Source organism: Pseudomonas sp. PIC25, assembly GCF_002286785.1.
GTDB lineage: Bacteria > Pseudomonadota > Gammaproteobacteria > Pseudomonadales > Pseudomonadaceae > Pseudomonas_M.
Window position 1 is genome coordinate 1 of the sequence record NZ_MUJY01000152.1, and the last position, 8,693, is coordinate 8,693.

Consider the following 8,693-nt stretch of genomic DNA (forward strand, 5'->3'; position numbering starts at 1 on the left):
GCATCAAGGTGATCAAGCGCATGGCCTACGGCTACCGGGACAGCAGCTTCTTCTTCATGAAAATCAAAGCCGCTTTCCCCGGTAATCCGTGAAGAACCAAAAGAAAGGGCGAAGCTTTCGCTTCGCCCTTCCGCCGCAACCGCAATCGATCGCTGTCAGTGCAACACCCGGCTTCGCAGCAGGCCGTCGGCGATGTGGCGGACCACCCAGTAGGCCGCCAGGGCCGCATCGCTGCCCAGTTCGTCCGGCGCCGGACGATGCAGAAACCGGGGCTCCAGATCATCGACGAAGGACTCGAACTGGAAGGCGCCATAGTGGGGTTCCACCGGCATGCCGAGGGTATCGTCCAGACAGCGCAGGACCATGCCGATGGCTCGCTCGAAGGAGTCCTTCTGTGACGGCGTGAGGTAGCCATCGCCTTCCAGCAGATCATTCCAGGTCAGTACACGGTTGGTAGTGTCTTTCATCGCTTTACTCCTCTCAGGCCAGATTCAGGGTGCTGGATTTAGACAGACGGAAGTGTTCGTGGACGTTCTGCAGGTTGATGTTGCCGGCCGAGACCTTCACGCCCTCCGAGTCGCTGTTGACGAACTTGTACTTGCCGTCCTCAGCCGTGATGTTCTTCAGGTTGATGTTCCAGTCGCCCTGCTGGCCGCCATTGGTGCGCAGGAAGGTACCGAAGTCCTTGGCCTTGAAGTTGTCGATGGTGATGTTGGCGTCGGCGTTCAACTGGAAGATCTTGTCATTGGCGCCTTGGGCGCTACTGTTGGTGATCTCGACGTTGGCCTTCTTGCCTTCCTTGTTCGGCTTGATGGTCAGCGCGTCCTCGCCGACGTTGGTCCAGTGCACGTTATTCACCTTGGCATCGCCATAGACGTGAACACCGTCGGCACCGTTATCGCCGATCACCACGTTCTCCAACTTGGCGCCGTCCTCCAGGATGAAGAGTGGCTTCTGGTTCTCGCTCTGTCCGCCATCGCCCAGCTTGCTGCCGGCAGTGAACGTCTGGCCCTTGCCGTCGAACACTTCACCCTTCTTCACGACAATGGTGTCGTTGACCACGTTGGGGTTGGAGGAGGCTTTCGGGAAGCTCACCCCGGAGCTGCCGCCTGCGCCGCCTTCCTGGATCTTGGTGAAATTGAAGTTGCCCTCGTTGCGTGTCGAGTCCACTTTCGCGGGCGCCGACTTGGACGGGGTCGACGCCGGCGTTTCGCCGGTCGGCACCTGGCTCAGGCTGACCGGCTTGGTGAACTGATCGAAGGATGGCGGCGTCGTGCCATTCTGCATGCTGTTCCTGGTGGTCGTGTGGAACGGTTTTTCAGAAGATTCGGTAGCAGGCGTCTCGGCCTTCTGGCTGGGCGTTCCGAACACCTCGGGATGCTTGTCCATCAGGAGCGAGATCGGTTTCAGAACATCCTTGTTTTGCACCTGTCCGCCGCCATCCTCGGTGGGCGCGATCGAGTTGTTCAACAGGCTCGTGCCGCCGTTTTGCAGGAACTGGTTCGTGCTGTTCGGCCAGTTGGATTCCTCCGCACCGTCGGAGGGCGCGTTGCCCTTCACGTTGCCGCCTTCGCCACTCAACATCCGATCCAGGAAGGAGAACAGCGCGTCCTTGAAGCGGCTGCCAAAGTCCTGTCCGAGACTGGAGCCACCGTCCAGCCCGTCGCTCTTACGGCTGCCCTTGCCATTCCCCTCTCCATTGCCGAGTCCCAGGAGCTGCTGGAGCAGCGGGCTGCCTTTCAACAACTCGGCGACCAGGGCCATGGCGATCTGTTCAGCGAACTCTTCGAACGACCTTCCGTCCTGCGTACCGTTGTTCTTGTTGGCCAGGGGACTCCGTTTGTAGTCCGGCAGCGAATCCGATTGCGGTGAGTACGCGTCGGGACGAGTGTTGAAGTTGAACTTGATCTCCATCGGTGACTCTCCTGATTTGGTTTTATAGACAAGCCACTCCTCTCCCAATCCAACCGCATCGAGAAGAGGCCGGCGCTTTCATGCACGGGTTGACGCCCTTTACGGCAAGGTGCCCCTCATCGTCTTCGCCTGGGCAATGAACCCCATTGCCAGGTCGCAGAAACGTTGCTCGTCGAGATCGGCGATCTCCCGCTGCGTACACAGGCAGAGCGCTCCGCGGTCCAGGGCGAACCAGCAGCCCCGCATCGAGCCCATGTCGAAATTGGCCGCGAGCAAGCGCTGGTGGTCGAGGCCGGCCCCACTCCGCCCGAGGCGGCAATAGAACATGACGGCACTGCCCGGGAGAGGGATCTCGATGACTGCCAGCTCCCGATCCTGCTCGTCGTAAAGGGCGCACACACCGTTCTGCAGCGTCAGCGGCGTACCCAGGCGCTCGCCAAGGCGAGCCACGAAACCATGAACGACCCGTTGCACATCCATCGATCGCACTCTCTCGCCGAAAGGGGGTCGGTTTATGGGGCAGAGGACCAGCAAAGGCTCTGTCCATTCCGACAGGATTCGCTAAGTGAGTGGAAGCCGCTCGGGCAAAGTTCCGCTAATTTTCGATATTTAGATTCGATCTTCGCGAAAACAGCGCCGAAAGATAAAGCGCGCCCAGAAAGGCGCGCCGAAGGGCAACACCTCGGTGGGACGGTCCCCACCGAGGTGGCTGGCTCAGTGATGCAAACCGGCGAGATCCAACAGACGGTTCATGATGCGCTGCAGCGAACCAACATCGTGACTGTCCTGCCGCACGGCATGCCAGACGATGAAGTTCTCCCAGCTATCCAGGCACAGGTAGCAGCCCTCGTAGCTCAACGCATCGGCAAAACGCTTCGCCAATGCACTGGCGAACAGGTCGCGGCGCTGGACCTGGCGCTTGATATTCAAGGCCACCCCCCATCCGACGCGTTCCTCGCTGAAGATGAAGTCGATCCCCGGTGCCCAGCTCAAACGGCTGGCCTCGCCCGCCAGGACGGACGCAAGAAAGTTCTCGTGATCGGAATGGGTCTTGAGCTGTTCAATCATGTACCGGCACCACCGTATGGTCTTCTGCATTGCTACGCAGCTCCGGCGACCACCAGATCACCAGCCGCTGAGCGTCCGACGATGGCCGCGCGCAGCCCTTGGAACCGCATGGCCCGGTCGAGCATGCACTGACCAGCAGGCAGCCTCCCAGAATCAAGATGATTTTCCGCATTGACACACCCTCCCCACTCAAGGAACCAGCAACGATGCCCTGGCCGGCGTATTCACGATCTGCTTGCGCAGGGCGACGAATATTTCGCTGGCTTCTCCGGGCTCCAATCGACTACGCGGCCACAGGGTGACAGCGAGCGTATTCTCCCCGCCACAAGCTGCCTCATCGAACTGCACGGCTTTGTCACCGGCGTTGCGCACCACGCCGACACCGACATTGAATTCCTTGTCGCTGAACCACTGTCGACGCTCTGCATCGAACTGGATGCCCGCTTGCAGGCGGCAAAGGGTATCCAGGGCCAGGCTCGGTGCCCCGGGCTCGAGCCCCGCCGGCAGGCGTCCCTTCACCAGGTCGAGCATGACGTTCTCCAGCTTGGCCCGCAGGTTGCCGTTGCCATGCCGACGCTGTACCCGGACAAGGGCTTCGTCCAGGCGTTCGCGATCATCCGCGCCGACATAGCGCACCGGGTTTGTCTGGTCGCCAATCAGCTTCGGCGTCAGGATGAACAGGCGCTCCCGGCGCGAGGTTTCCCGGCGCGTGGAGGTAAACAACTGGCCGATCCAGGGAATGTCGCCGAGCAGCGGGATGCGCCGGTCGCGATCACCGCTCTCCTCCGAGTGGAAGCCGCCGATGACCAGCGAACGTTGTTCGTCGATGACCGCCTGGGTGCCGACGGTCCCTCGCTTCATGCCGGAAGCCCCGCCCTCGCGGTTCAGTTCTACCTGCCCGTCCTCAATATCGACGATGAGCTGGATGCTGTTATGCCCCCCCTGATCGATGGCACGCGGAATCACCCGCAAGCTGGTGCCGGCGGTCACCGGCTGGATGTCCGCCACCCGCTCGCCGACCGCCGTGATGAACGCGGTACGGCTGAAGTCGATCACGGCCGGCTGGTTTTCCAGGGTCAGTACCGAGGGGTTGGCCACGATGGAGGCGACACCTTTCTCCTGCAGGGCCTGCAGTTCGGCGAAAAAGCGTTTGAAGTCGCCGATGAACAACGTCGAGCTGCCACCGCCGGGAATCGAAGTGCCACCGAAGATGTTGCCGATCCGAGCCTGCCAGGACGAGCCCAGGCGCTCGATTTCCTCACGGTCGATGTCCAGGATCAGTGCATCGATTTCCACCAGGTTCTGCGGCACATCCAGACGATCGATCACCTGCTGGTACATCTCCCGTCTTTTCAGGTCGTCCCAGACCAGGATCGCGTTGTTCCGCACATCGGCGACCACACGCCCCTTGCCCGAGCGTCCCGAGCCGCCCACTTTCAGCGTACCCAGCGGCGGAGTTTCCTTCACAGCCAGCCCCATGGCGGAACTGTCCGCCTTCTCGGCCATGCTCATCGCCGATTGGAGCGCCTCGTTGATCCCGCCGAACGAGGCGGACGGCGATGTCCCTCCGCTGCCGCCGCCCTCGGTGCCCATTAGCCCCGCCAGCAGGCGAGCGACGCCAGGGATGTGCAGACTCTGATCGCGGTACTGGATCTCCCGGTCGGCGACGGCGGCATAGCGCAAGGGAAACACCATCACCTGCTGGCGTTCGTCGCCCTTGACCCGCTCCTTGCTGAAGCGACGGATGAGCTGGACATAGCGGGCAGGCCCGGTAACCAGCACCACGCCTTCGTCCGGCAGCTCGCCCCAGCCGAAGCGGCTGTCGAGCAGGCCGATGTCGGTCAGCGCCTGCTTGAGGTCGGGCGCCGCCTCGGGCGATACCTCGAGGCGCACGGAGGTCAGCTCCTCGATGGGGCTGATGAACAGTGTTCCGTTGTAGACGAACCACTGGAAACGGTGTTCCAGGGCCAGGCGGTCGAGAAACGCCTCGGCGCTGTCGGCGCGGATCTTCGCATCCACAGCGCCGGAGACATTGCCGATCCGGAGCTTCACGCCATGGCTCTGGGCGAAATCCTCCAATACCGATACCAGGGATGCCCCTTCGGCCTCATAGGCATAGGCGCCCTTGCGCCACTCCGCCGGTACGGCCGCCACAGCAGACATCGACAAACCAGCCAGAAGCGGCAATGCAAGCAATACGTTACGCATAAGCACCTCGTTGCCGGAGCGACCAGGGATACAGGGGTTGGGCAGCAGCGGTCTTGCGTCCGCCTGCCTCGCGTTGGAGCAGCTCGCTCCAGACATCGCGCTGGGTGACCAGGGCCTCCAGGCAGGCTTCGATGCTCGCCTCCAGGGAGTCCTCTGCGTCGACACCGGCGCGAATCAACAGCCAGAAGCGTCCGTCCGCCGGGTCCAGGGACAACGCGGCAGCGCGCTCCCGGAACTGGCCCAGGCTGGGCAAGGACAAACGCAAGGCTTTTTCCAGCAGGCCAGGCTGGCCTTTCCAGCCGATGTCCAGGGCCGCCTTGCACAGCACGCCGCCGTCGACCCGCTGGAGCGCCACATCACCGCCATCGATGCTGAGGAGCAGTTCCGGCTCGACACTGTCGAGCCAGCCCTGCAGCAGCGCGCCCGGATCAGTGGATTTCATTGAGGATGGCCTTGGCCAGGTTGTGCTCGAGCACACCGACACGGCTCACCGCCCAGTTGGCCCGGGAGTGCTGCATCATGGCGTCGGTGAACGCACTGATGTCCTCCAGCGAAGCACCTTCGGCGGCCTGGACCGCGGCTTGGTCAAGCTGGGTCTGCGAACGCTGGAAAACGGAATCGAGGCGGCGTTGAACTCTGTCGAAAGACATGACTGAAAACCTCCGAACGAATGGGGTATTCAGTGAGTGGACGAAACGGCAAAAGCGTTCCCGAACCTGTTCAGGAATGCCGAGGCAGCAGCGCCGCCACGGCGTCGCCCCAGTTCAGGAGGAAGTCACCATGCTCCGCCACCAGGCGCACGCTGCCGACGTCGAGGCTTTCATCCTCGCGGATGCGCCAGTCGCAGGTGCTCCGCTCGCTCAGCCATGCCTCTGCTGCCGGACGTGCCTGCGGATGGCAATACAGCTCGCCACCGGCGCCGTCCGCCTGGGCGGTGCGCAGTTGTCGCAGCAAGGCACGGATGCGTGCCTCGTCCGGGACCTCCTCCAACAGGGTGGTCAATGCCTGACTCACCAGTTGGCAGGCACTGTCCACCAGGCCCTCAGTCATCTGCGCCTGCTGTTCGCGCCAACCCTCAAAGAAGACTTCCGCCTGCTGCCAGAACTCCGCCACGGCAGCATCCCGGGCATCCCTGGCCAACGCATCCGCCTGGCAGCGCGCCTCGTCGAGAAGCGCCTCGGCCTGAAGCCGCGCCGTCTCGATGACGCTTTCCGCTTCCCGGTGCTGCTCGATCAGCTCGCGCCGCAGCAGGGGCTCGGCCTCGGCAGGCTGGGCACCGTTCAGTCTTACCGTTCGACGCGTCAGCATGCCTGTGCTCCCCTTTCCCAAAGGCATCGATTCTTCCAGATGACTGCATCCCAGAGCGTGGCGAGTTTGGCAGCCGGCAGCGGCGCCGGCTCACAGGACTCGACCTGCTCGACAAGCGACCTGGGAAACAGCAAACGCGCCCGTTTCCAACACGTCGCGTCGAGTCGGCCATACAGCGACCGAAGCCCCGCGACACGGGGCTCGTCCCGTCCCCATTCAGGCGGCACCCAACTCCCGGGCAGCAGCGCCCGGGCAATCCGCCGGCACCACTGAGCCTCGGCGTCGGGCAGATCAACGACCCGCCCCTTGCCGAAAATCTCGGCGATCAGCAGCAAGGCATGCAGGCGCGCCTCGACGGTTTCGTCGATCAACCGCAGCACCACCTGATCGGGATGGGAAGGCAAGTCTTGCGACAATCCCAAGCGCCGCGCGAATGCTCCGTGATGCAAGGAGGCAGCCTGTTCGATCATCGACCGTTCCCAAGGCGCGAAACAGGCCTCGACACGCCAGCTCTCATCCGCGCCGGTCCAACCGGTCGCCCACCATTGCGCCCATCGCAGGCAATCCGCATGGGGAATCATGTTGTATGTCCTCACGCAGCCTGGGACGAAGACTTGAGCGAACGGATTTTGGCCAGCAAGGCGTTCCGCCACTCCGGCTTGACCGCCAGGAGGATCAGCAAGATCACGATGCCACCCAACAAGCCAACGACGAGCAGCAGCTTCAGCAGCTCGATGCGCTCTTCCGGCACGCTGTACGGGCCGATACGCACCATTCTCGGCGCCTCCCGGTAGGACTCGGACGGGACGAAGACGATGGCCAGCTTCTGCTCCTCCTTGCCGGACAAGCCAGGGATGCTGCTGGCCACCAACCGGCGAACGCGCGGAAGTACGCTATCCGGATCCAGGTCCATCCGATGCTTGATGAACACCGCAGCCGATGCAGGCTGCACCGGTTCGCCCGGAGCGATCCGTTCAGGCAATACGACATGGACCCGTGCCACCACCACCCCGTCGATCTGCGACAGGGTCGCCTCCAGCTCCTGGGACAACGCATAGATGTAGCGCGCCCGCTCCTCCAGCGGCGTGGAAATCACACCATCCTTCTGGAACACGTCTCCCAGGCTGTTGCGCGAACGCTTCGGCAGGCCCGCAGCAGACAGCACATGCACGGCGCGATTGATGTCTTCCGACGACACCAGCACCGACACGCTTTCCTTGCCGATACGCTTTTCCGCGGGAATGTGCTTGTCTGCCAATTCGGCAATCACTTCATTGGCGTCCTGCTCGGACAACTGGCTGTGCAGCTCGATGCGCTCTCCGCAGGCGGTCAACATCGTAGCGAGCAGCAGCACCAGGAACTTGAGGCGATTCGGGCGCATAGGAGAGGACCGCTTATTGAAGGTTGGTGAGCTTTTCCACGCTCTGGGCGGCCTTGCCGACCAGCTTGGCCGACAACATGCTTTCCAGATAGAACGACGACAGGGACTTGTTGGCCTGGCGGATGTCCTTCGGGTCCACGGAGGCCGCCGCCTTTTTCAGCTTTCTAGCCGCAACATCGGACTTACCCTGCAAGCTCTGGAACAGCTCATTGAAGGGACGGCTCGCGCTCTCGAGCGACATCGGCGCCTGATCGCCGCCCTCCTGCATAGCCGCGCTGAACCAGGAAACATCCGAGCCAGCCGGGTCGGCCAGTTTTCCAGCCGACGGCCCTGTGCCCAACCCTTGCCCGGAGGCTACACCCGTTACATTCGTAATTTTCATCGGTCACCTCAATTACAGAGTGAAATCCGCCTTGGATTTGAAAGAGGCACAGGCCAGTCGGTCAGAACTGGATATCCCGCGTCCCCTCGATGACCTTGGTCTGGAATTTGATTTGCTGATCCTGAAGAACAGCGCCCGCAGCACGCTTTTCACTGGTGCGCAGCAGCAACCTGAAGACCTCGGCCGAGATCTGTGCATTTTTTTTAGAATTACGAAGCGTTAGGTCAGACTCTTGCCGAATCTCATTTAATGCTTGAAAAGCCGCTCCACTAATGCTCATAAATCCCCCAAGCTGAAGGCTCAACAAACCGAACCGGATTACAACGATCCAGAATTGCTCATACCCGTAAAACTGCGACCCTACTCAAGGAGAGGGTCGCATTAGCCTCAGTACTGAACGCCCTTGGCGCCGTTGATCTGCGAGTTCAACGC

At 62.0% G+C, this 8,693-nt stretch carries 13 protein-coding genes; all 13 read right to left on the reverse strand.

Annotation, left to right across the window (positions count from 1 at the left end):
* Positions 1 to 155: 155 nt before the first annotated feature.
* Positions 156 to 467, reverse strand: coding sequence for an HrpW-specific chaperone (locus BZL41_RS18770; RefSeq protein ID WP_095600706.1), 312 nt, complete (start codon positions 465 to 467; stop codon positions 156 to 158).
* A 13-nt stretch (positions 468 to 480) separates the two neighbouring features.
* Positions 481 to 1,914 (reverse strand): pectate lyase, encoded by a 1,434-nt coding sequence (locus BZL41_RS18775; RefSeq protein WP_095600707.1) that lies wholly within the window; start codon positions 1,912 to 1,914, stop codon positions 481 to 483.
* A gap of 99 nt (positions 1,915 to 2,013) precedes the next feature.
* Positions 2,014 to 2,394 (reverse strand): type III secretion system chaperone, encoded by a 381-nt coding sequence (locus BZL41_RS18780; RefSeq protein ID WP_095600708.1) that lies wholly within the window; start codon positions 2,392 to 2,394, stop codon positions 2,014 to 2,016.
* A 234-nt stretch (positions 2,395 to 2,628) separates the two neighbouring features.
* Positions 2,629 to 2,982 (reverse strand): negative regulator of hrp expression HrpV, encoded by a 354-nt coding sequence (locus tag BZL41_RS18785; RefSeq protein ID WP_095600709.1) that lies wholly within the window; start codon positions 2,980 to 2,982, stop codon positions 2,629 to 2,631.
* Positions 2,975 to 3,154, reverse strand: coding sequence for an HrpT family type III secretion system protein (gene hrpT / locus BZL41_RS29285; RefSeq protein WP_305884110.1), 180 nt, complete (start codon positions 3,152 to 3,154; stop codon positions 2,975 to 2,977). The genes BZL41_RS18785 and hrpT overlap by 8 nt, the downstream gene beginning before the upstream one ends.
* Before the next feature lie 17 nt (positions 3,155 to 3,171).
* Positions 3,172 to 5,190, reverse strand: coding sequence for a type III secretion system outer membrane ring subunit SctC (sctC, locus tag BZL41_RS18790; RefSeq protein ID WP_095600710.1), 2,019 nt, complete (start codon positions 5,188 to 5,190; stop codon positions 3,172 to 3,174).
* A complete protein-coding gene (locus BZL41_RS18795) occupies positions 5,183 to 5,632 on the reverse strand; it encodes a type III secretion system chaperone (protein ID WP_095600711.1) in 450 nt (149 codons plus the stop codon). Before BZL41_RS18795 ends, sctC begins: the two co-directional genes overlap by 8 nt.
* A complete protein-coding gene (locus BZL41_RS18800; protein WP_095600712.1) occupies positions 5,619 to 5,840 on the reverse strand; it encodes a serine kinase in 222 nt (73 codons plus the stop codon). The genes BZL41_RS18795 and BZL41_RS18800 overlap by 14 nt, the downstream gene beginning before the upstream one ends.
* A 70-nt stretch (positions 5,841 to 5,910) precedes the next feature.
* Positions 5,911 to 6,498, reverse strand: coding sequence for a type III secretion system stator protein SctL (gene sctL / locus BZL41_RS18805; protein ID WP_168191037.1), 588 nt, complete (start codon positions 6,496 to 6,498; stop codon positions 5,911 to 5,913).
* A complete protein-coding gene (locus tag BZL41_RS18810; protein ID WP_143518123.1) occupies positions 6,492 to 7,079 on the reverse strand; it encodes a serine kinase in 588 nt (195 codons plus the stop codon). Before BZL41_RS18810 ends, sctL begins: the two co-directional genes overlap by 7 nt.
* A gap of 11 nt (positions 7,080 to 7,090) precedes the next feature.
* Positions 7,091 to 7,879, reverse strand: a complete 789-nt coding sequence (gene sctJ / locus BZL41_RS18815; RefSeq protein ID WP_095600715.1) for a type III secretion system inner membrane ring lipoprotein SctJ — start codon at positions 7,877 to 7,879, stop codon at positions 7,091 to 7,093.
* A gap of 13 nt (positions 7,880 to 7,892) precedes the next feature.
* On the reverse strand, positions 7,893 to 8,261 hold the full coding sequence (gene sctI / locus BZL41_RS18820; protein WP_095600716.1) for a type III secretion system inner rod subunit SctI: 369 nt from the start codon (positions 8,259 to 8,261) through the stop codon (positions 7,893 to 7,895).
* A 61-nt stretch (positions 8,262 to 8,322) separates the two neighbouring features.
* The gene (locus BZL41_RS18825; protein WP_095600717.1) at positions 8,323 to 8,541 is read right to left on the reverse strand and encodes a hypothetical protein; all 219 of its coding nucleotides are present in this window, start codon (positions 8,539 to 8,541) and stop codon (positions 8,323 to 8,325) included.
* Positions 8,542 to 8,693 lie beyond the last annotated feature (152 nt).

What these genes read in the sequence shown, in the direction of transcription:
- BZL41_RS18770 (WP_095600706.1), bottom strand. Translation starts at nt 467, where the DNA reads ATGAAAGACACTACCAACCGTGTACTGACCTGGAATGATCTGCTGGAA.
- BZL41_RS18775 (WP_095600707.1), bottom strand. Translation starts at nt 1,914, where the DNA reads ATGGAGATCAAGTTCAACTTCAACACTCGTCCCGACGCGTACTCACCG.
- BZL41_RS18780 (WP_095600708.1), bottom strand. Translation starts at nt 2,394, where the DNA reads ATGGATGTGCAACGGGTCGTTCATGGTTTCGTGGCTCGCCTTGGCGAG.
- BZL41_RS18785 (WP_095600709.1), bottom strand. Translation starts at nt 2,982, where the DNA reads ATGATTGAACAGCTCAAGACCCATTCCGATCACGAGAACTTTCTTGCG.
- hrpT (WP_305884110.1), bottom strand. Translation starts at nt 3,154, where the DNA reads ATGCGGAAAATCATCTTGATTCTGGGAGGCTGCCTGCTGGTCAGTGCA.
- sctC (WP_095600710.1), bottom strand. Translation starts at nt 5,190, where the DNA reads ATGCGTAACGTATTGCTTGCATTGCCGCTTCTGGCTGGTTTGTCGATG.
- BZL41_RS18795 (WP_095600711.1), bottom strand. Translation starts at nt 5,632, where the DNA reads ATGAAATCCACTGATCCGGGCGCGCTGCTGCAGGGCTGGCTCGACAGT.
- BZL41_RS18800 (WP_095600712.1), bottom strand. Translation starts at nt 5,840, where the DNA reads ATGTCTTTCGACAGAGTTCAACGCCGCCTCGATTCCGTTTTCCAGCGT.
- sctL (WP_168191037.1), bottom strand. Translation starts at nt 6,498, where the DNA reads ATGCTGACGCGTCGAACGGTAAGACTGAACGGTGCCCAGCCTGCCGAG.
- BZL41_RS18810 (WP_143518123.1), bottom strand. Translation starts at nt 7,079, where the DNA reads ATGATTCCCCATGCGGATTGCCTGCGATGGGCGCAATGGTGGGCGACC.
- sctJ (WP_095600715.1), bottom strand. Translation starts at nt 7,879, where the DNA reads ATGCGCCCGAATCGCCTCAAGTTCCTGGTGCTGCTGCTCGCTACGATG.
- sctI (WP_095600716.1), bottom strand. Translation starts at nt 8,261, where the DNA reads ATGAAAATTACGAATGTAACGGGTGTAGCCTCCGGGCAAGGGTTGGGC.
- BZL41_RS18825 (WP_095600717.1), bottom strand. Translation starts at nt 8,541, where the DNA reads ATGAGCATTAGTGGAGCGGCTTTTCAAGCATTAAATGAGATTCGGCAA.